Below are 21,981 nucleotides of genomic sequence, written 5' to 3' on the forward strand. Positions count from 1 at the left end.
ACGGTTCAGAGAGACAGTTTATCCCGATTTGTCCGCCACAATAAACAGGATATCAGTGTAAGTTATCCACAGATAAATGGGATAAGCCCGTCCTGAGCCGATCCCTGTTTCTATTTACAGGGCCTGCTGAACCGCAATGCGCGATTTTTTTGCATCATCTGACCAGGTTTAGGGCATTCCTTGTGGATAAAAACAACGGCGGTTGTTTTTTAATCACACGTCTCTCTTTGTCTGACCCGCGCTAAAAAAAGCCTTTCGGACTGACACCATTTTTTTAATTAAGCTATTAATTATAATCATATATTTATCAGGATAAGAATCCTCTGTTTTGCGCTGGCGTTAAACTGTCTGCAGTTAATTACCGCGTTCTGCACAAAGCTATCCACAGAAAAAGTGCATAAGATCGCACAACAGGCAGGGTAACTGTTTATAAGTTAAGTCATCTCTGTGGGTTAACTCTTTTTTATTCTGCGGAGGTCCGGCTTATCCAGTGGTTTACCGCCTGTAAGGAGTGTGAAACAATCAGACCATTCAAATTAAGCTTTGAGGTAGTCCAGTGATCGATGATGATGGCTACCGCCCGAATGTTGGTATCGTAATCTGCAACAGGCAGGGGCAAGTGTTATGGGCCAGGCGCTTTGGACAGCACTCCTGGCAGTTTCCTCAGGGAGGCATCAATCCGGGTGAAACCGCAGAGCAGGCGATGTATCGCGAACTGTTCGAAGAAGTGGGTTTACACCGCAAAGATGTTCGAATACTTGCTTCAACCCGTAACTGGTTACGTTACAAGTTGCCTAAACGTTTGGTGCGTTGGGATACAAAGCCGGTCTGTATCGGCCAGAAACAGAAGTGGTTTCTTCTGCAGTTGATGTGTAATGACGCGGATATCAATGTGCAACACAGCAGCACACCCGAGTTTGATGGCTGGCGCTGGGTGAGCTTCTGGTATCCGGTACGTCAGGTGGTCTCCTTCAAGCGCGATGTTTACCGGCGCGTCATGAAAGAGTTTGCTGGCGTGGTAATGTCGATGCAGGAGAGTGTGGGGCAGCGCAATAACCCTGTTGCCCACCGTCGTAAAAGAGGATAGGCCACGCCCCTTATGCTCACTCAGTTGCGCGAAATAGTAGAAAAAGTGGCGGGTGCACCGCGTCTGAATGAAGCACTCGACATTCTGGTTAACGAAATCTGCCTGGCGATGGAGACCGAGGTCTGCTCGGTTTACCTCGCCGATCACGATCGACACTGCTACTACCTGATGGCGACCCGCGGTCTGAAAAAACCGCGCGGCCGTACGATCGCACTGGCGTTTGATGAAGGCATTGTCGGCCTGGTTGGCCGGCTTGCTGAACCCATTAACCTGGCCGATGCGCAGAGTCACCCCAGCTTTAAATATATTCCTGCCGTAAAAGAAGAGCGTTATCGCTCTTTCCTTGGTGTACCTATTATCAGTCGTCGCCAGCTACTGGGCGTGCTGGTGGTGCAGCAGCGCGAACACCGTCAGTTTGATGAGAGTGAAGAGTCATTTCTGGTGACGCTCGCCACGCAAATGGCGGGGCTGCTCTCACAGTCACAGCTCGGCCAGCTATTTGGCCAGTTCCGGCAAACCCGTGTTAAAGCGATTGCCGCCTCTCCGGGCGTGGCGGTGGCGATCGGCTGGGTGGATGAAACACAGCCGCTGCTGGATCAGGTTTCTGCCGCATCAACCCTTGATCCCCAGCGCGAGCGCGAGCGGCTGGTGGTGGCGATGGGGGAAGCGGGCAATGAATTCCGCCGTTTCAGTAAACGCTTTGCGGCCGGCGTGCAGAAAGAGAGCGCGGCAATCTTCGATCTCTACTCGCATCTGCTGACCGATGCGCGGCTGAAAAAAGATCTGTTTGCGGAGATCGAGCGCGGATCGGTGGCTGAGTGGGCGGTGAAAACCGTGATCGAAAAGTTTGCGGCGCAGTTTGCCAGCCTGCAGGATCACTATCTGCGCGAACGGGCCGGCGATCTGCGGGTGCTGGGGCAGCGGCTGCTGTTTCATCTTGATGATACGCTGGTGGGAACCAACGCCTGGCCGGAGCGCTTTGTGCTGGTGGCCGATGAGCTGACGGCCACGACGCTGGCCGAGCTGCCGCATGAGCGGCTGGCAGGCGTGGTCGTGCGCGACGGCGCCGCTAACTCACATGCGGCGATCCTGACGCGGGCGATGGGGATCCCGACCGTGATGGGTGCCGATATCCTGCCGGTGCAGCTCAACAAGCGGCAGCTGATCGTTGATGGCTATCGCGGGGAAGTCCTGATCGATCCTGAGCCGGTGCTGGTACAGGAGTATCAGCGTTTGATCAGCGAAGAGAACGCGCTGAGCAAAATGGCGGAAGGCGTGGTGGATCAGCCCGGTGAGTTGAAAAGCGGGGAGCGGGTGCAGGTCATGCTCAATGCCGGTCTTAGCCCGGAGCATGAGCAGGCGCTGGACAGCTGGGTCGATGGCATCGGCCTTTATCGTACTGAGATCCCGTTTATGCTGCAAAGCGGCTTCCCGTCAGAAGAGGAGCAGGTGGCGCAGTACCAGGGCATGCTGCAGCTGTTTTACGATAAGCCGGTCACGCTGCGCACGCTGGACGTCGGCGCGGACAAACAGCTGCCCTATATGCCAATCAGCGAAGAGAATCCGTGTCTTGGCTGGCGCGGTATTCGCCTGACGCTCGATCAGCCGGAGATTTTCCTGGTCCAGGTGCGGGCCATGCTGCGCGCTAACGTCGCCTCCGGAAACCTCAATATTCTGCTGCCGATGATCAGCCATATTGATGAGATCGATGACGCGCGCCGGCTGATCGATCGCGCCGGACGTGAAGTGGAGGAGGTACTGGGCTATCCCATTCCCCGGCCGCGTATCGGCGTTATGATCGAAGTGCCCTCAATGCTGTTTATGATCCCGCATCTGGCCAGCCGCGTTGATTTTATCTCGGTCGGCACCAACGATCTGACGCAGTATCTGCTGGCGGTGGATCGCAACAACACCCGGGTCGCAAACCTCTACGATCCGCTGCATCCCGCCATGCTGCGCGCGCTGCATACCATTGCGCGTGAAGCCCGGGAAGCCAAACTTGAGCTCTGCCTGTGTGGTGAAATGGCGGGCGATCCCATGTGTGTCGCGCTGCTGGTCGGGCTTGGCTATCATCATCTCAGCATGAACGGCAAAAATATTCCGCGGGTGAAGTACCTGTTGCGACATCTGGATCGGGAGGAAGTACAGAAGCTAAGCCAGCAGGGCATTGCAGCGCATACCGCCTCGGAAGTGCGTCATCTGGTTGCGGCATTTATGGAGCGTCGCGGTCTGGGTGGACTGATTCGCGGCGGTCGTTAACGGTTTACATTTCTGCGGAAACTGTGAAAAGCGGCTGTGCTATGATGCGCAGCCTTTTATTGTCTGGCCCTTTAGCCACGCCCACGTTGGGCAGAAAAATCGATGGTGAATAATGAATAACGGCTACATTTCATTTCCCCAATTCGATCCGGTGATCTTCTCAATCGGACCGATTTCGCTTCACTGGTACGGCCTGATGTATCTGGTGGGCTTTGTTTTTGCCATGTGGCTTGCGGTGCGCCGCGCCAACAAGCCCGGTAGCGGCTGGACGAAAGACGAAGTGGAAAACCTGCTTTATGCCGGATTCCTCGGCGTCTTTCTCGGTGGTCGTATCGGCTATGTGCTGTTTTACAATCTGCCGCTGTTTCTGGAAAACCCGCTCTACCTGTTCAAGGTCTGGGATGGCGGCATGTCCTTCCACGGTGGCCTTATCGGCGTGATTGTGGTCATGCTGATTTTTGCCCGTCGCACGAAACGTACCTTCTTCCAGGTGTCTGACTTCATTGCGCCGCTGATCCCGTTTGGTCTTGGCGCGGGTCGCCTCGGTAACTTTATCAATGGCGAACTGTGGGGCCGCGTGGCGCCCGATTTTAAATTCGCGATGCTCTTTCCGGGATCGCGCAGTGAAGATCTCGCGCTGGCGGTGAATAACCCGCAGTATCAGCAGCTGCTGAATACCTATGGCGTACTGCCCCGTCACGCCTCCCAGCTCTATGAGCTGTGTCTGGAAGGCGTGGTGCTGTTTCTTATTCTCAACCTGTTTATTCGCAAACCGCGTCCAATGGGCAGTGTCTCCGGACTGTTCCTGATTGGTTACGGCGCGTTTCGCATTATTGTCGAGTTTTTCCGTCAGCCGGATGCGCAGCTGGGGCTGTTTGAAGGCGGTATCAGCATGGGGCAGATCCTCTCTGTGCCGATGATTCTGGCGGGCATTATCATGATGGTCTGGGCGTATCGTCGTCGTCCGCAGCAACAAACCCGAGAGGTAAAATGAAACAGTATCTGGAACTGATGCAGCATGTGCTGAATGAAGGCGCAGAAAAGGCCGACCGTACCGGCACCGGCACGCTTTCCATTTTTGGCCACCAGATGCGTTTCAATCTGCAGGAAGGCTTCCCGCTGGTCACCACCAAAAAAGTGCACCTGCGCTCTATCATTCACGAGCTGCTGTGGTTCCTGAAAGGGGAAACCAACATTCAGTATCTGAAAGAGAACAAGGTCACCATCTGGGATGAGTGGGCGGATGAAAACGGAGATTTAGGTCCGGTCTACGGCAAGCAGTGGCGCAGCTGGGGCAGCGCCTCTGGCGCAGAGATCGATCAGATAAGCAGAGTCATTGAGCAGCTGAAACGCGATCCGGACTCACGCCGCATTATTGTCTCAGCCTGGAACGTGGGCGAGCTGGATCAGATGGCGCTGGCTCCGTGCCACGCCTTTTTCCAGTTCTACGTCGCGAACGGTAAACTCTCCTGCCAGCTCTATCAGCGTTCGTGCGATATCTTCCTCGGCCTGCCGTTTAATATCGCCAGCTATGCGCTGCTGGTGCATATGGTCGCGCAGCAGTGCGATCTGGAAGTGGGTGATTTTGTCTGGACCGGTGGCGATACCCACCTTTACAGCAACCATCTGGAGCAGGCTTGCCTGCAGCTGACGCGCGAACCACGTCCGCTGCCGAAGCTGGTGATTAAGCGTAAGCCAGCCTCAATTTTCGACTATCAGTTCGAGGATTTTGAGGTAGAAGGCTACGATCCCCATCCTGCCATCAAGGCCCCTGTGGCAGTCTGATCTGCTCCCGAACGCCCCTGAGCCCTGCCGCTGTGCAGGGCTTTTTTTTTGCCTGTCAGGCCACGTTTTTCTGACGCTGCCGCACAAAAAAATGGTTCTCTCTGTAGCGGCTGAAGCACGTCTGTGATCCACTCCTGACCGCACAACTGTCACGCTTGTAGCGCTGCTGCGCTGACGGCAGAGTGACGTCATGAACAGAGATAATCATCACGGATTTACCCTGCCGGAACTGCTAATCGTCATGCTCATCGCAGGCGTACTGGGCGGCGGGGCGATACAGGGGTGGCAGCGGTGGCAGCAGCAGCAGCAGCTGCGCGAAAGTGTGCTGCAGCTGCAGGCGTTTTTGCTGCAGCTGCGTGCGCATGCGGGCTGGCATAATCGCGAGCTAAAGCTCTGGCTGCAGCCGGGTCAGGGTGGCTGTCTCGGTACCGGCCCCGTACCGCCTGCAGGCTGCACGACGCCCTCGCGCTGGTGGTTCACGCCACCGTATGCAGGCATACACCTCAGCGCACTGACGGGCGAACCCGGTTTTTACGGGCGCAGAGACGTAGCGCGCGCCGGTAGCGTGGAAATAACGAGCGCTGCCGGGCGCTGGCGCGCAATCATCTCTGCCCGCGCGCGTGTTCGTCTCTGCCAGCCGGAAGCAGCGACGTGCGGGTAGCTCAGGCCGGGTTCAGCCTGCTGGAAACGCTGATTGCGCTGGCGATAAGCGCCATGCTGATGCTTAGCCTGGGGCGTTTTCTGCCGCTGCTGCTGGAACAGAATCTGCGGCTGCAGCAGCGGGTACAGCTGCAGCAGGAGCTGGAGCAGATAGCCGGCATGCTGGAAAAAGCGCTGCGCCGGGCGGGCTACTGCCGGGGAACCTGCAGCGGTGCGCCACTGACGCTGGCAAACAGCGGCAGCTGTGTGCTGCTGCGCTGGGATGAGAACAGCAACGGTCGCTGGGAGGGAGCGGGGCATAGCGACAGTGATTACTACGGCTATCGTCTGCGTAGCGGGCAGCTGGAGATGCAGCGCGGCGTTGAGGCGTGTCACGGTAGCGGCTGGGAGCGCATCACCGATCCCGCATTTATGCTGCTGGAACGTTTTCAGGTCAGCCGCCAGCAGCGCTACCTGCGGCTGGAGCTGGCGGCACGTGCAGGTCAGCAGCAGGTCACGCTGGTACGCGTTATCGAAGGCATCAATCTGTGAACCAGCGGGGCAACAGTACGCTCGGCATGATCATGATGCTGCTGCTGCTGGGAGGCGTAACGCTGCATGCGACCCGCCAGCAGCTGAGCCGCAGCATGGTGCTGGTTGCCGATACGCAGCACTACTTTCAGCATCACAGCCAGGCGCAGGCGGCGCTGCGCTGGGGAGTGCAGCAGCAGTGGTCGCCGGCTGAAGGCTGGCAGTGTCAGCAGTGGACAACCGCGCAGTGGCAGAGCTGTCTGCTGCGCAGGGAGGAAGGGCATGGCTTGTTATCCGCGCGCCAGGCAGGCAGCGCACTCTGGCTCTACCGCTGGGTTGAACTTCGTGGAACGCGCGTGCTGGCCTTGCCGCACGGCTGGATTGACTTCTGCCCGCTGGCCGCGCCGGAGGCGTGTCCGGGAGAGGCAGTTACAGCGGGGATTTAGCCTCGCCGAGGCGCTGGTGGGCATGCTGCTGCTGGCGCTGAGCATCTCGACGCTGCTGCACTATCAGCGTGCGCTGACGCTGGGGTTCAGCCAGCAGTGGCAGCAGCGACAGGCGTGGCAGGTTGCGCAGCAGGCGTTGCTGGGTCATGACACAGCGGGCTGGCACACGCAGCGCCAGCAGCAGATTCTGCCAGGTAGCTGCACGCTGGAGCGGGTGACCGTGACCGGCCCGCATCAGCGCACAGCGATGCTGGCACGGCTGAAATGTCACGAAGATGACCAGATTAATAGGCATCTCCGCCGTTTAAGGGTAGAGTGACCAGGCTGTAGGGTACTGCTTTGTTAAAGGAGAATTATGTTCCGGGTTTACCACTCCAATCAGCTCGATCTGTTGAAAAATCTGGCAGGCATCCTGATTGAAAACCAGCCTCTCGCCGATCCTTTTGCGGCTGAACAGGTGCTGGTACAGAGCCCGGGAATGGCGCAGTGGCTGCAGATGGAGCTGGCAAACAGCTTTGGCATTGCCGCAAATATCGATTTCCCACTGCCTGCCACCTTTATCTGGAGCATGTTTGTGAAGGTGCTGCCGGGGATCCCGGAAGAGAGCGCCTTTACTAAAGCCAACATGAGCTGGAAGCTGATGCAGCGCCTGCCGGTGCTGCTGGAGCAGGAGACGTTTCAGTCGCTGCGGCTCTATCTGCAGGATGACGACGACAAGCGTAAGCTCTACCAGCTCAGCACCCGCGTCGCCGACCTCTTTGACCAGTATCTGGTCTATCGTGCTGACTGGCTCAACAGCTGGGAGCATGGTGCACTGATTGAGGGACTGGGTGACGCTCAGCAGTGGCAGGCGGCGCTCTGGCGCGATCTGGTCAGCTTTACGGAAAGCCTCGGTCAGCCGATGTGGCACCGTGCCAATCTGTACGCCCGCTTTATTGAAACGCTGGAACGGGCTGAAAGCACGCCGCCTGGCCTGCCGCCGCGCGTATTTATCTGCGGTATCTCCGCGCTGCCGCCAGTCTACCTGCAGGCGCTTGAAGCGCTGGGCCGCCATATCGATATTCATCTGCTGTTTACTAATCCCTGCCGCCACTACTGGGGGGATATTCAGGATTACGCGTTTCTGGCAAAGCTGCAGAGCCGTCAGCGCCGCCGTCTGCATTCAGAGGAGACGCTGCCGCTGTTTCGCGAACCTGAAGCCGCCTCCACGCTGTTTAACAGCAGCGGTGAACAGCAGCTGACAAACCCGCTGCTCGCCTCCTGGGGAAAGCTGGGACGCGATAACCTGTTTCTGCTCAGCCAGATGGAGTCAGCCGCCAACGATATCGATGCATTTGTCGATCTGCCTGATGACACGCTGCTGCACAACCTGCAGGCTGACCTGCTGAATCTTGACGATCGCGCGGTGATTGGTCTGAGTGCCGGAGAGCTGATGAACAGCGCAGAGAAGCGCCCTCTCGATCCGGCCGATCGCTCCATCACGCTGCAGATCTGTCACAGCGCACAGCGTGAAGTGGAGGTGCTGCAGGATCACCTGCTGGCGATGATGGAGGCCGATCCTGAGCTTAAGCCGCGCGATATCATCGTTATGGTGGCAGACATCGATAGCTATGCGCCCTTTATTCAGGCGGCATTTGCCAGCGCACCGCCGGATCGCTATCTGCCATTTGCCATTTCTGACCGTCGTGCCAGTCAGGCTCATCCGGCCATTCTGGCGCTGCTGAGCCTGCTGACGCTGCCGGAGAGTCGCTTCGCCTCAGAGGAGATCCTTGCGCTGCTGGAGGTGCCGGCGCTGGCGCAGCGTTTTTCCGTGGATGAGAGCGGGTTGCGTCTGCTGCGCCGCTGGGTCATGGAGTCCGGTATTCGCTGGGGGCTGGACGATGCCAGCATTGAAGCGCTGTCGCTGCCGGTTACCGGCCAGCACACCTGGCGTTTTGGCCTGCAGCGTATGCTGCTGGGCTATGCGCTTGAGAGCCGCAACGGTGACTGGCAGGGGATCCTGCCTTACGATGAGTCAAGCGGTCTGATCGCAGAGCTGGCGGGACATCTGGCCGAGCTGCTGATGCGGCTTGATACCTGGCGCAGCCGGCTGGCCGGTGAGCGCACGCTGGCGGAGTGGCTGCCGCTGTGCCGTGAGCTGATTGACAGCTTTTTCAGCGGGGATGCCGAAAGCGAGGCGGCGCTGCTGCTGGTAGAGACGCAGTGGAAAGAGATCATTGAACAGGGTATGGGATCTGCTTATCAGCAGCCGGTGCCGGTGACGCTGCTGCGCGATGAGCTGCGCTCACGCCTCGATCAGCAGCGCATCAGCCAGCGTTTTCTGGCAGGTCCGGTAAACTTCTGTACGCTGATGCCGATGCGCTCAATTCCCTTCAAAATCGTCTGCCTGCTGGGTATGAATGATGGCGTCTACCCGCGCACGCTGGCACCGGTAGGGTTTGACCTGATGCAGCAGCAGACGCGCAAAGGCGACCGCAGCCGGCGCGATGACGATCGCTATCTGTTCCTTGAGGCCCTGATTTCAGCCCAGCAGCAGCTCTATATCAGCTATATCGGCCGGGCGATTCAGGATAACACCGAGCGCTATCCCTCAGTGCTGGTCACGGAACTGCTTGATTATCTGGGGCAGAGTTTCTGCCTGCCGGGCGATGAGCAGTGCGAGCCGGACATCAGTGAACAGCATGTACGTGAGCACTTACAAACGTTGCACAGCCGCATGCCATTTGCCGCAGAGAATTTTGCGCCTGACACTCACCGGCAGAGCTTTGCTGCCGAATGGCTGCCGGCGGCTACCGGCCGCGGCGTGGCACAGCCCGACTTCGTGCAGCCGCTGGCGGTGAAAACGCAGGAGATTGTGACGCTGGAACAGCTGCTGCGCTTCTGGCGTCATCCGGTTCGCGCCTGGTTTCAGCAGCGTCTTGGCGTCTCATTCTGGACAGAAGAGAGTGAGTTGCCCGATAGCGAGCCCTTTGCACCTGATAGCCTTGAGCGCTATCAGTTAAACGCGCAGCTGCTCAATGCGCTGGTGAACGGCGAGGATCCGCAGCAGCTCTATGCGCATCATCGCGCAGCAGGTAACCTGCCTTATGGCGCCTTTGGTGAACTTTTCTGGCAGAGCCAGACCGAAGAGATGCAGGAGGTTGCGGCGGAAGTCGCCGGAGAGCGCCTGCCGGCAGAGAGTCAGGAGGTAAATCTGCAGCTCGATACCGTGCGGCTGACCGGCTGGCTGACGCAGGTGCAGGCTGATGGCCTGCTGCGCTGGCGGCCTGGCGTGCTGAACATGAATGACGGACTGCAGCTGTGGCTGGAGCATCTGGTCTACTGTGCGCTGGGCGGCAGCGGCGTAAGCCGGATGTATGGCCGTAAACAGAGTTGCTGGCGCTTTCATGCCGTAGCCGCCGACCGGGCGCAGTCGCTGCTGGCAGAGTATGCCGCCGCCTGCGAGCAGGGGCTGGCGCAGCCGCTGCTGCTGTTAAACAAAAGCGGCGGCGCCTGGCTGGAGGCGAGCTTCGATCGCAAAAGCGGCCAGCTGCTGGAAGATGACGCCACGCAGAAAAAGGCGCTGAATAAGCTGCTGCAGGCGTGGCAGGGCGGCTATCAGGTGCAGGGGGAGGGCAGCGATCCTTATCTCCAGCGCCTGAATCGCACGCTGAATGAGGAGATGCTGCAGGCGATTATCGCTGCAGCACGGCAGTGGTATCTGCCGGTACGTCTCGCCCATCAGGATGATAAATAGCTGCTAAGCGTCGCGCTTACGCCAGAATAATATGTTGATAAACCTGCGCGGAAAACCAGCCGCAGGGCAGAGTAAGATTAAGGGGTTTACATGCGGATTTACGCACGCTGTATCGGCGCGCTGCTGTCAGGCGCGCTGGCGCTGAATGTTTTTGCCGATACCGGACAGGGCTGGCAGCCGGTTAATGACATTATCCGCAAAAGCGATCGCGATCCGCGCAGCTATCAGGCGATTACCCTGAACAACGGTATGACGGTGCTGCTGGTTTCAGACGCTGAGGCCCCGAAGTCGCTGGCGGCGCTGACGCTGCCGATTGGCTCGCTGGACGATCCCGACCAGCAGCCCGGGCTGGCGCACTATCTGGAGCATATGGTGCTGATGGGCTCAAAACGTTACCCCCAGCCCGATAATCTTGCGGAATTTCTCAAAATGCACGGCGGCAGTCACAACGCCAGCACCGCCTCTTACCGCACCGCATTCTATCTGGAAGTGGAGAACGATGCGCTGCAGCCTGCGGCAGATCGCCTGGCGGATGCGATTGCGGAGCCGCTGCTCGATCCGGTTAACGCCGATCGCGAACGTCACGCCGTCAACGCAGAGCTGACGATGGCGCGCTCGCGGGACGGGCTGCGCATGGCGCAGGTCAGTGCTGAGACGCTGAATCCGCAGCATCCGGGTTCGCGTTTCTCCGGAGGCAACCTGGAGACGCTGAGTGATAAACCGGGCAGCAAACTGCAGCAGGCGCTGCGCGACTTCTACCGTACCCACTATTCTGCCAGCCTGATGAAAGCAGTGATTTACAGCAATAAACCGCTCTCTGAGATGGCGCAGATGGCCGCCGCCACCTTTGGGCGCGTCGCGGCACATCTGGCTAGCGTGCCGGAGATAGATGTACCGGTGGTCACCGGGGCGCAGAAAGGCATCATTATTCACTACGTGCCGGCTCAGCCGCGTAAACAGCTGAAGATTGAGTTTCGGATCGCGAACAACAGCGCCGATTTCCGCAGCAAAACAGATACGCTGATTGGCTATCTGCTGGGTAACCGCAGCGCCAATACGCTGAATGACTGGCTGCAGAAGCAGGGACTGGCCGATGGCGTGACCGCAGGGGCCGATCCGGTCACCGAGCGCAGCAGCGGCGTCTTTGCTATTTCTGTGTCGCTGACGGATAAAGGGCTGACGCAACGCGATGAAGTCGTGGCCGCCATTTTCAGCTACCTCGATATGCTGCGCCGCAACGGCATTGATAAGCGCTATTTTGACGAGGTATCGCATGTGCTGGCACTTGATTACCGCTATCCGTCAATTACCCGTGATATGGACTACATTCAGTGGCTGGCCGACACCATGCTGCGTGTGCCGGTCGCGCACACGCTGGATGCGCCTTACCTTGCCGATCGCTTCGATCCTGCAGCGGTAGCGGCACGCCTTGGTGAGATGACGCCGCAAAATGCCCGCATCTGGTATATCAGCCCGCAGGAGCCGCACAATCAGCAGGCCTACTTTGTTAATGCGCCGTATCAGGTTGATAAAATCAGCGCCGCGCAGTACAGCGACTGGCAGCAGCGTGCAGCGCATATCACGCTCTCTTTGCCCGCGCTCAATCCCTATATTCCCACTGACTTTTCACTGATTGCACGCGACGGGAAAAACTACACGCATCCGATTGTGCTCAGTAATGACGCGGCAATGCGTATTTTATGGATGCCGAGCCGGTTCTATCCTGACGAGCCAAAAGCGGCGATTACCCTGGCGCTACGCAATAAGGCAACGATCGGCGACGCGCGTCAGCAGGTGCTGTTTGGTCTGAATGATTATCTCTCCAGCCAGGCGCTGGATGAGCTCAACTCGCAGGCGTCGGTGGGTGGCATCAGTTTCTCCGTGGGAGAAGATGATGGCCTGGTGTTTAACGCCAGCGGATTTACCCAGCGTTTGCCGCAGCTGCTGCAGGAGCTGGTCGCCGGTTACAGCAGCTTCCGTCCGGATGAAGCGCAGCTCGCTCAGGCTAAATCCTGGTATCGCGACCGTCTGGATGCGGCTGAAAAAGGCAAAGCGTTTGAACAGGCGATCCAGCCGATGCAGATGCTGTCGCAGCTGCCCTATACCCAGCGCGACGAACGCCGCCGGTTGCTGCCGGAGATCACGCTGCAGGAGGTGATCGCCTGGCGTGACGCGCTGCTGCATCAGTCGACACCAGAGATGCTGGCGGTGGGTAATCTCTCAGCAAAAGAGACGGAAGCGCTTGGCGTGGCCCTGAAAGCGCAGCTGCAGAGCAGCGGAGAGGCACCGTGGCGCAGTGACTATGTTGTGGTGGATAAACCGATCAAGGCGAACCTGCAGCAGGCGGGAAGCAGCAGCGATTCCGCGCTGGCGGCGCTCTATGTGCCTGTCGGGTATGATGAATATCAGAGCATGGCCGCCAGTACGCTGCTGAGTCAGATTATCCAGCCGTGGTTTTATAACCAGCTGCGCACGGAAGAGCAGCTGGGCTATGCCGTCTTTACCTATCAGATGCCGATAGGCCGCCAGTGGGGCATCGGTTTTCTGCTGCAGAGCAACAGCCGGCAGCCTGCGTTCCTGCTGCAGCGCTTCCAGGCATTCTATCCGCAGGCAGAACAGCGGCTGCGCAGCATGAAGCCCGAGACCTTTGCGCAGTACCAGCAGGCGATGATCAATGAGCTGAAACAGCGTCCTCAGACGCTGGAGGAGGAAGCCAATCGCTACAGTCGTGACTTCAGCCGTCAGAACTATGCGTTCGATACGCGAGAGAAAGTGATTGCGCAGGTGCAGCAGCTGACGCCGGCGCAGCTGGCCACTTTCTTCCGGCAGGCGATCCGGCAGCAGGGAATGGCGATGATTTCCCAGATCAGCGGTACGCAGGAGAGCGCACCGCAGGCAGATTACGCAGCGCTACCTGGCTTTACCACCTGGGCGGCGCTGGCGCAGCTGCAGCAGTCGCTGCCGGTTAAGAGTGATACGCCATGAGTCAGCGTGCTGAATCCCTCAATCCGCTGACGCTGCCGCTGCGCGGCGAGCGCCTGATTGAGGCCTCTGCCGGTACGGGTAAAACCTTTACCATCGGCCTGCTTTATCTGCGTCTGCTGCTGGGGCTGGGCGAAGAGAACGCTTATAGTCGCCCGCTCTCGGTAGAAGAGATTCTGGTGGTGACGTTCACCGAAGCGGCGACGGCAGAGCTGCGCGGTCGTATCCGCGCGAATATCCACGCGCTGCGGCTCGCCTGTATTCGCGGCGTCAGCAGCGATGCGATGCTGACCGCACTGCTGCAGGCGATCCCGCAGCGGGAAGAGGCCGCCTCGCTGCTGCTGGCGGCGGAAAGACAGATGGATGAAGCCGCTATTTTCACCATCCACGGCTTCTGCCAGCGTATGCTCAATCTTAACGCGTTTGAGTCCGGCATGCTGTTTGAACAGCAGCTGATTGAAGATGAGCATCCGCTCCTGCGTCAGGCAACGGCTGATTTCTGGCGGCGTCACTGCTATCCGCTGACGCTGGATATCGCGCGCGTGATTGTCACCGAATGGCTGGGGCCGGAACAGCTGCTGGCTACCCTGCGCCCGTGGCTGCAGGGAGAGTCGCCCTCGCTGCGGCTGCCGCCGGATGACCAGGAGACGCTTGCGTCGCGGCATGCACGTAATATGGCGCGCATCGCGGAGATCAAAGCGCAGTGGCGAACGCTGGGTGATGACGTGCAGACGCTGGTTGAGCAGTCGGGCGTGGATAAGCGCAGCTACAGCAGCAAACATCTGCCCGCCTGGGTCAGTAAAGTGAACCAGTGGGCCCATAGCGACAGCAGTGATTACCAGGTTCCGCCCGAGCTGGCACGCTTCGGGCAGCGGATACTGGATGAGAAAACCAAAAAAGGCGACGCCCCGCGGCACGCGCTGTTCAGCGCAATTGACGCGTTTCTGGCTGAACCGCTGTCGCTGCGTGATGTGGTCATTGCTCGGGCGCTGACCGAAGTGCGTGAGGCGGTGCATAAACAGAAGCGGCTGCAGGCGCTGCTGGGCTTTGACGATCTGCTGAGCCGGCTTGATGATGCGCTGCAGCAGGCGGGCGGCGCGCAGCTGGCGCAGCTGATCCGGCAGCGCTACCCGGTGGCGCTGATCGATGAATTTCAGGATACCGATCCGCAGCAGTACCGGATTTTCCGTACGCTCTATATGCATCAGCCTGAACATGCGCTACTGCTAATAGGCGATCCCAAACAGGCGATCTACGCTTTCCGCGGGGCGGATATTTTTACCTATATCCGGGCGCGTAATGAAATTGCGGCGCACTATACGCTGGACACTAACTGGCGCTCGTCACCCGCGATGGTAGAGAGCGTAAACCAGCTTTTCTCGCGCTTGCCGGCTCCCTTTCTGTTTGCTGAAATTCCGTTTTTGCCGGTGCAGTTTGCGCCGCCTAACCAGGCGCTGTCGCTAAAGGCAGAGGGCAGAGAGCAGCCCGCGCTGCGCTTCTGGCTGCAGCCCGGCAGCGGTGCCAGCGTCAGCGAATATCAGCAGCAAATGGCAAAGCAGTGCGCAATGGATATCAGCCGCTGGCTGCAGGCGGGGCAGCAGGGCGAGGCGATGCTGGGAAAAGGGCCGGCGCTGCGGCCCGTACAGGCATCGGATATCACGGTGCTGGTGCGCAGCCGCAACGAAGCGAATCAGATCCGCGAAGCGCTGGCGCAGCTCGCGATCCCCTCAGTCTATCTCTCTAACCGCGACAGCGTTTACACGACACCGGAAGCGCGCGAGCTGCTCTGGCTGCTGCGCGCTATTCTGGCTCCGGAACAGGAGCGGATGCTGCGTACGGCGCTGGCGACTTCGCTATTTGCGCTGGATGCGGCTCAGCTGGATGCGCTCGATCGCGATGCGCGCGGCTGGGACACGCTGGTAGATACCTTTGCGCGCTGGCAGCGCCTCTGGCATCAGCGCGGTGTGTTGCCAATGCTGCGGGAAATTATGCTGGAGCGCCAGCTGGCCGAAAATATGCTGGCGTCGGAAAATGGCGAGCGCCGCCTGACCGATCTGCTGCATCTGGGGGAGCTGCTGCAGGAAGCGGCATCGCAGCTTGACAGCCCGCATGCGCTGGTACGTTATCTGGCACAGCAGATAGCGCGGCCCGACAGTCAGTCGGCCAGCCAGCAGCTGCGACTGGAGAGCGACCGCCATCTGGTGCAGATCGTCACCATCCATAAATCCAAAGGGCTGCAGTATCCGCTGGTCTGGCTGCCGTTTGCAGCCGGGTTCCGTGAAGCAGATATTGCGCTTTACCACGACCGCGATAATTTCAGCGCGGTGCTGGATTTGCAGGGCGATGAGCAGAGCCTGGCGCTGGCGGAACAGGAGCGACTGGCAGAAGATCTTCGCCTGCTTTATGTTGCGCTGACGCGCTCTGTGTATCACTGCAGCATCGGCGTGGCGCCGCTGTTTCGCGGCGCGCGCAAAAAAGAAGGCGAGAGCGACCTGCATAAAAGTGCGCTGGGCTATCTGCTGCAGCGCGGCGAAGCGGCGACGGCAGAGCAGCTCGGCGCGCTGCTGGAAGCGCTGAACGGCGAAGGGTGCGAGGTGGTGATGGCCGATCGTGCTGAAGCCGCACGCTGGCAGGTGCAGGCTGGCGTACGCGACGAGCTGCATGCACGCGCGATATCGCGCCAGCTGGCTGAATCGTGGCGCGTGACCAGCTATTCAGGTCTGCAGCAGCACAGCGCGCATCGCCTGCTGGAGGTGGTGCCCCACTTCGACCTGGAAGCGGCGGGTGAAGAGCAGCAGGCGGCGACCGAAGAGGTTGTGCTGACGCCACATCATTTTCCGCGCGGTGCCGCACCGGGTACGTTTCTGCATGAGCTGTTTGAGTCGATCGACTTTACCCAGCCGCCAGGGACGGAGCTGCTGGAGCAGCATCTGCAGCAGAACGGCTACCCGCTGCACTGGCAGCCGGTGCTGAGCAGCTGGATTGAGCGGGTTGTGACTACGCCGCTTAATGCGCAGCAGATCCGGCTGGCTGACGTGGCCGCACGCGACCGCCTGATTGAGATGGAGTTTTATCTGCCTATCAGCGCTCTGCTTACCGCTCCCGCGCTGGACCGGCTGATGCGCCAGCATGACCCGCTCTCTGCGCAGGCGCCCGCACTTAACTTCAGTCAGGTGCAGGGCATGCTCAAAGGCTTTATCGACCTGGTGTTTCGCCGGGACGGAAAATATTACCTGCTGGATTATAAATCCAACTGGCTGGGGGAGAGTCATGAAGCCTATACCCCGGATGCCATGGCACAGGCGATGATTGACCATCGCTACGATTTGCAGTATCAGCTCTATACGCTGGCGCTGCACCGGTTTCTGCAGCACCGGCTGCCCGATTACGACTATGAGCAGCATATGGGCGGCGTGTTTTATCTGTTTTTGCGCGGTATGGATGGCAGTTCGCCTGATAATGGCGTCTTTTTCACCCGTCCTGCCGCTGAATTTGTCACACAACTTGATAGCCTGTTTCGCGGGCAGGGAGAGGATGCATGAGCGATATCACTACGCTATTAAAGCAGGCAACAGAGCTGCGGCTGCTGCGCCCGCTGGACGTGCAGTTTGCTCAGCTGATAGCCACCAGCGATGAACCCGCCCGCTTACTGGCTGCTGCCTGTCTCAGCGCTGAAGCCGGAGAAGGACATGTCTGCCTGCCGCTGGCCCAGCTTAACCGCGAGCAGCTGTTTCGCGGCCGTCATCCCGAACTGGCGCAGGCGATCTGGCAGGCAGCAGGCGATCCGCACGACTGGCACAGCCTGCTGGCGGGCTGGGATGCGCTCAGCTCCCGCGATCGCGCGGCCCCTGTTGTACTGAGCGACGACCGGCTCTATCTGCATCGCTTATGGCATCATGAAGGTGACGTGGCGCGCTTTTTCCATCCTCAGGCTGCGCCGCAGCCGTTTGCCCCGGAGCAGGTACGCAGCGTGCTGGATGCGCTGTTTGGCACCGCGCCGGATGACTGGCAGAAGATTGCCGCTGCTGTCGCATTAACGCAGAAGACCGCGGTGATTTCCGGCGGGCCGGGCACCGGCAAAACCACCACCGTGGCAAAACTGCTGGCGGCGCTGATCCGCCTGAGCGACGGCGCGCTGCGCATTCAGCTGGCGGCCCCAACCGGCAAAGCGGCGGCGCGCCTGACGGAGTCACTGGGAAAAGCGCTGCAGCAGCTGGCGGTCAGCGAGCAGGAGCGCCAGCGCTTTCCGGAGGAGGCCACCACGCTGCATCGCCTGCTGGGCGCACAGCCTGAAACGCAGCGTTTGCGTTACCATGCCGGTAATCCGCTGCATCTCGATGTGCTGGTGGTGGATGAAGCTTCCATGGTGGATCTCGGCATGATGGCCAGCCTGATTGCCGCGCTGCCATCGCAGGCGCGGGTAATTTTTCTCGGCGACCGCGACCAGCTTGCCTCCGTAGAGGCGGGAGCGGTACTGGGCGATATCTGTCGCTGTGCGGAGGCGGGCTACAGTCCGGTGCGCGCCACGCAGCTGACGCTGATGACCGGCTGTGAGATCGGCGGCAGTAATGAAACCGCAGCACCCGCGGTGCGCGATGCGATCTGCCTGCTGCGTAAAAGCTACCGTTTTGATGCCAGCTCCGGCATCGGCCAGCTGGCAGCAGCCGTTAACGCCGGTGATGCGCAGGCGGTGGAGCGCGCCTTTCAGAGCAATTTCAGTGATATTGCGCGTGCGCCGCTAAACAGCGGTGAAGCGTATCAGCGAATGCTGAATGAGATTGGTGCTGGTTATCGGGACTTTCTGCAGCAGGTAGCTGAGGATGCCGCGCCGGCTGATATCCTCGCCTCTTTCGGCCGCTATCAGCTGCTGTGCGCGCTGCGCGAAGGGCCGTTTGGCGTGGAAGGACTCAATCAGCGTATTGAGCAGAAGCTGATACAGCTGCAGCTGATCCGTCGCCCCGCAGGCGGCAGCCGCTGGTATCCGGGACGGCCGGTAATGGTCACGCGCAATGACAGCGCGCTGGGCCTGTTTAACGGCGATATCGGTATCACGCTGACAGACGAGGAGGGCGTGCTGAAGGTCTTCTTCCCGCTGCCGGACGGGACCATCAAAGCGGTCCAGCCGAGCCGACTGCCGGCACACGATACCGCCTGGGCCATGACGGTGCACAAGTCGCAGGGTTCGGAGTTTGAGCACACCGCGCTGGTGATGCCGGCCCAGTTTTTACCGGTGCTGACGCGGGAGTTAATTTATACCGCGATTACGCGTGCCCGCAGGCAGCTGACGCTCTACAGTGATGAAAACATTTTCCGTCGCGCAGTCCAGCTGCGCACGCAGCGCCGCAGCGGCCTGCTGTCACGGCTTGGCGCGACGTCTGACGCGTAAAGCTTCGTACAGGATAATGTGGCCAGGGCAGGGCGCCATAAATGGCGCCCCTACGAAAAATATCACCGGTCTGTAGGGGCCGCATTAATGCGGCCCTGGGGGAAAATAACGCGGCCCGGAATTTCCCGTGCGGCCAGGGCGCCATAAATGGCGCCCCTACAGGATCACGCAGGGGCCGCATTTATGCGGCCTGGAATACGTGGCTTATTTTAAATCTGCCATCAGCACCTTTGAACGACGCTGATAGTTATACATCTGCTGCTTGCTCTCTGGCAGCGACTCAATATCTACTGGCGTAAAGCCCCGCTCCTGAAACCAGTGAATGCTGCGGGTGGTGAGCACAAACAGCTTTTTTAACCCCATCTGCCGCGCCTGTAGCGCCACGCGATCCAGCAGCAGCTCGCCGCGTGATGAGCTGCGATAGTCGGGATGTACTGCCACACACGCCATTTCGCCAATCTGCTCATCCGGGAACGGGTAGAGCGCGGCACAGGCGATGGTCATATTATCGCGCTGGATGATGGTAAACTTATCGATCTCCATCTCCAGCTGTTCACGCGAGCGCCGTACCAGAATACCCTGCTGCTCCAGCGGACGGATCAGTTCCAGGATGCCGCCAATATCGTTGATGTTGGCGCGCCGGATCTGCTCAGCAGATTCCATAACAATCTGTGTACCGATACCGTCGCGTGAGAAGAGCTCCTGCAGCAGTGCGCCATCCTCCTGATAGCTGATCAGATGGCTGCGGCGCACGCCGCTGCGACACGCTTTCACCGCGCCGCGCAGAAAGCGCACCGTACCGGACAGAAAATCGCCGTCGCTCTCCATCTCATCAATGCGCGCCTGCGCATCACCGGGAAACAGCTCTGAAATAATTGTGCCAGCGCGATCGGTCACGCCCTGCTCGGAGCAGAAGCCAATCATCTTCTCTGCCTTGAGCTTGATGGCGAGCTGCGTGGCAACCTCTTCTGAGGTGAGATTAAAGCTTTCGCCGGTTACAGAGACGGCGACCGGGCCGAGCAGTACAATCGCGTTATTATCCAGCTGGCGGTGAATCGCCTCTTCATCAATACGGCGAATGCGTCCGCTGTGACAGTAGTCAACGCCATCATCCACGCCCAGCGGCTGGGCAATGATAAAGTTACCGCTGACGACATTAATATGCGCGCCCTGCAGCGGCGTGTTGTTAAGGCTCATCGACAAACGCGCCGTAATATCAAGCTGCAGACGGCCCGCCGCCTGCTTTACCAGCTCCAGCGATTGCGCATCGGTCACGCGGGTGTGTTTGTGATAGAGAGGCTCCAGCTGCTGCTGCGCCATGCTGGCATCAATCTGCGGACGTGCGCCATAGACCACCACCAGACGGATGCCCAGGCTATGCAGCAGGCCAATATCGTTAACGATACTGGAGAAGTTTTCATGCTCAATGGCTTCGCCGCCCAGCATGATGACAAACGTCTTGTTGCGATGGGCATTAATATAGGGAACGGTATGGCGAAAACCCTGAACCAGCTCGGTACTGCGTTCCTTCACGGTGCACCCTCTGTGAATGGTTATTCGTAATTAGTGTATTTTTATTCTGTTTTTCGCCGTATTGCAAGCGTTGCGCCTGACGTTACTTTACGATTTTTCAGATGCATCCGTTGATAACAGCCTGCATTATCTGGCTTTTCCGACGAGACAAGCGTTGCCAGATTGGATAAAGTTTTCGCTTTCTGAGCGTCGGCTGACGCAGATTTATACATAACACAGTAGTTGGAGTGGCATGTCCCAGGCTTTTTCCCGAAGACGGTTATTACAAGGTGCCGGTGCGCTATGGCTACTTAGCGTAACGCGTACCGGGCTGGCAGCGAGTCAGCACATTGTTGCGGTACGCATCTGGCCTTCATCAACGTACTCCCGCGTCACGCTGGAGTCGAATATCCCGCTGCACTACAAGCAGTTTGCGTTGAGCAACCCTGAACGCCTGGTCATTGATATCAAAAATCTGCATATCAATCCGGCGCTGAAAGGCATCAATAAGCTGGTGCGCACAGACGATCCCTTTATCAAAACGGCCCGGGTCGGGCAGTTTGATCCGCACACGGTACGGATTGTGCTGGAGCTGAAGCGTAACGTCGCACCAAAAACCTTTACCCTGGCGCCCGTGGCCGGTATCAAAAACCGGCTGGTGGTGGATCTGTATCCCAGTCAGGCATCGCACGCCGACGATCCGCTGCTGGCGCTGCTCAACGATTACAACAAAGGCGATCTGGAGCGCGATCAGCCTGCGCAGGCACCGTTGCCGGGTAAGGCGGGGCGCGATCGTCCGATCATTATCATGATCGATCCCGGACACGGCGGCGAAGATCCCGGTGCGCACGGCAAATACAAAACGCGTGAAAAGGATATTGTGCTGAAGATTGGTCGCTACCTGCGGGCATTGATCGATAAAGAGCACAATATGAAAGCCTACATGACGCGTAACGAAGATGTGTTTATTCCACTGCGCGTGCGGGTGGCAAAAGCGCGCAAGCAGCGTGCCGATCTGTTTGTTTCGATTCATGCCGATGCGTTTACCAGCCGGGCAGCGCGTGGCTCTTCGGTATTCGCGCTCTCCACGCGCGGCGCGACCTCTGCCGCAGCCCGTTTCCTGGCACAGACGCAGAACGAAGCCGATCTGATTGGCGGCGTCAGCATGAGCGGCGATCGCTATCTCGACCACACGATGTTCGATATGGTGCAGCGTCAGACCATCAGTGACAGCCTGAAATTTGGCAAAGAGGTACTGGCGCGCATGGGGCACATCAATCATCTGCATAAGCGTACGGTTGATCAGGCGGGTTTTGCCGTGCTGAAAGCGCCCGATATCCCGTCAATTCTGGTTGAGACGGCGTTTATCAGTAACGTGGAGGAGGAGCGCAAGCTGCGAACCGCACGCTATCAGCATCAGGTGGCCGAAGCGATTTTTCACGGTATCAAAGCCTATTTTGATAAAGGCGGCGTGCTGGCACGGCGATAAGGGCAGGGCGGCAGCAATGCCGCTTTTTTCCGGCGGCAGAAACAAAAAAACACCCGTTAAGGTGTTTTATGTTTCTTCATCAGAAGAATTGGTTGCGGGGGCCGGATTCGAACCGACGACCTTCGGGTT

Annotated in this window: 14 protein-coding genes; 13 read left to right on the forward strand and 1 reads right to left on the reverse strand. The window is 59.0% G+C overall.

The features are described from left to right. Positions 1 to 556 precede the first annotated feature (556 nt). The 12 genes from rppH to recD all read left to right on the forward strand — a co-directional run bounded on the left by rppH (position 557) and on the right by recD (position 18,851). The gene (gene rppH, locus B4M48_RS00875) at positions 557 to 1,087 is read left to right on the forward strand and encodes an RNA pyrophosphohydrolase (protein WP_039379969.1); all 531 of its coding nucleotides are present in this window, start codon (positions 557 to 559) and stop codon (positions 1,085 to 1,087) included. Positions 1,088 to 1,099: 12 nt separating this feature from the next. Continuing rightward, entirely contained in the window at positions 1,100 to 3,346 is a 2,247-nt protein-coding gene (gene ptsP / locus B4M48_RS00880; RefSeq protein WP_039379967.1) for a phosphoenolpyruvate--protein phosphotransferase, read from the forward strand. A 112-nt stretch (positions 3,347 to 3,458) separates the two neighbouring features. Continuing rightward, positions 3,459 to 4,340 (forward strand): prolipoprotein diacylglyceryl transferase, encoded by an 882-nt coding sequence (lgt, locus tag B4M48_RS00885; RefSeq protein WP_039379964.1) that lies wholly within the window; start codon positions 3,459 to 3,461, stop codon positions 4,338 to 4,340. Beyond that, on the forward strand, positions 4,337 to 5,131 hold the full coding sequence (gene thyA, locus B4M48_RS00890; RefSeq protein ID WP_039379962.1) for a thymidylate synthase: 795 nt from the start codon (positions 4,337 to 4,339) through the stop codon (positions 5,129 to 5,131). Before lgt ends, thyA begins: the two co-directional genes overlap by 4 nt. Positions 5,132 to 5,321: 190 nt before the next feature. After that, a complete protein-coding gene (locus tag B4M48_RS00895; protein WP_039379959.1) occupies positions 5,322 to 5,792 on the forward strand; it encodes a prepilin-type N-terminal cleavage/methylation domain-containing protein in 471 nt (156 codons plus the stop codon). After that, a complete protein-coding gene (locus B4M48_RS00900; RefSeq protein ID WP_039379955.1) occupies positions 5,783 to 6,322 on the forward strand; it encodes a prepilin peptidase-dependent protein in 540 nt (179 codons plus the stop codon). Before B4M48_RS00895 ends, B4M48_RS00900 begins: the two co-directional genes overlap by 10 nt. Next, entirely contained in the window at positions 6,319 to 6,747 is a 429-nt protein-coding gene (locus B4M48_RS00905; RefSeq protein WP_083429503.1) for a DUF2509 family protein, read from the forward strand. Before B4M48_RS00900 ends, B4M48_RS00905 begins: the two co-directional genes overlap by 4 nt. A gap of 22 nt (positions 6,748 to 6,769) precedes the next feature. Beyond that, positions 6,770 to 7,066 (forward strand): prepilin-type N-terminal cleavage/methylation domain-containing protein, encoded by a 297-nt coding sequence (locus tag B4M48_RS00910; protein WP_113655886.1) that lies wholly within the window; start codon positions 6,770 to 6,772, stop codon positions 7,064 to 7,066. A 36-nt stretch (positions 7,067 to 7,102) separates the two neighbouring features. After that, the gene (gene recC, locus B4M48_RS00915) at positions 7,103 to 10,483 is read left to right on the forward strand and encodes an exodeoxyribonuclease V subunit gamma (protein ID WP_288655764.1); all 3,381 of its coding nucleotides are present in this window, start codon (positions 7,103 to 7,105) and stop codon (positions 10,481 to 10,483) included. Positions 10,484 to 10,573: 90 nt separating this feature from the next. Further along, positions 10,574 to 13,468: a pitrilysin gene (gene ptrA, locus B4M48_RS00920; protein WP_288655766.1), complete on the forward strand. Its 2,895-nt coding sequence runs from the start codon at positions 10,574 to 10,576 to the stop codon at positions 13,466 to 13,468. Continuing rightward, positions 13,465 to 17,007: an exodeoxyribonuclease V subunit beta gene (gene recB / locus B4M48_RS00925; protein ID WP_288655768.1), complete on the forward strand. Its 3,543-nt coding sequence runs from the start codon at positions 13,465 to 13,467 to the stop codon at positions 17,005 to 17,007. The genes ptrA and recB overlap by 4 nt, the downstream gene beginning before the upstream one ends. Next, positions 17,004 to 18,851, forward strand: a complete 1,848-nt coding sequence (gene recD / locus B4M48_RS00930; RefSeq protein WP_039379943.1) for an exodeoxyribonuclease V subunit alpha — start codon at positions 17,004 to 17,006, stop codon at positions 18,849 to 18,851. The genes recB and recD overlap by 4 nt, the downstream gene beginning before the upstream one ends. Before the next feature lie 204 nt (positions 18,852 to 19,055). On the opposite strand, the gene argA is transcribed toward recD, so the two are convergent. Then, on the reverse strand, positions 19,056 to 20,384 hold the full coding sequence (gene argA / locus B4M48_RS00935) for an amino-acid N-acetyltransferase (protein WP_039379941.1): 1,329 nt from the start codon (positions 20,382 to 20,384) through the stop codon (positions 19,056 to 19,058). A gap of 232 nt (positions 20,385 to 20,616) precedes the next feature. On the opposite strand from argA, the gene amiC reads away from it, so the two are divergent. Further along, on the forward strand, positions 20,617 to 21,852 hold the full coding sequence (amiC, locus tag B4M48_RS00940; protein ID WP_039379939.1) for an N-acetylmuramoyl-L-alanine amidase AmiC: 1,236 nt from the start codon (positions 20,617 to 20,619) through the stop codon (positions 21,850 to 21,852). Positions 21,853 to 21,981 lie beyond the last annotated feature (129 nt).

This window comes from Pantoea sp. UBA6567 (assembly GCF_002434165.1).
Classification (GTDB): domain Bacteria; phylum Pseudomonadota; class Gammaproteobacteria; order Enterobacterales; family Enterobacteriaceae; genus Pantoea; species Pantoea eucrina.